This window comes from Lentimicrobium sp. S6, assembly GCF_013166635.1.
GTDB lineage: Bacteria > Bacteroidota > Bacteroidia > Bacteroidales > UBA12170 > UBA12170.
Genome location: NZ_JABKBZ010000318.1, coordinates 1 through 304, shown reverse-complemented (window position 1 = coordinate 304; position 304 = coordinate 1). Strand labels below are relative to the sequence as shown.

The 304-nt window shown below is 41.4% G+C and carries 1 protein-coding gene; it reads right to left on the bottom strand.

Going from position 1 to position 304, the window contains the following annotated elements; translation table 11 throughout:
- A partial coding sequence (locus HNS40_RS23890) for a DUF11 domain-containing protein (protein WP_172285008.1) occupies nucleotides 1–304 on the bottom strand: 304 nt, incomplete at both ends.

Below are 304 nucleotides of genomic sequence, written 5' to 3'. Positions count from 1 at the left end.
GATTTGGGGTTGTTAAGGCATCATCCTCATCGTTACTTGGGTCTAGATCATCTTCGGTTCCAGTGAGTGTTGCTGTGTTGGTATAATCTCCAGTAGCATTAACTGTACAAGTAATTTCTAAACTCGTATCTGCTCCATCGGCTAAATTACCTATTGTCCAAATTCCTGTGGCAGTAGCATAAGCTCCGGCTCCATTATCTGATACATAAGTATATCCTGTTGGTAGATTTTCTGTAACTGCTACTCCTGTTGCTGCACTTGGTCCATTATTGCTCACTTCAAGAGTGAAGATTACTTGATCTCC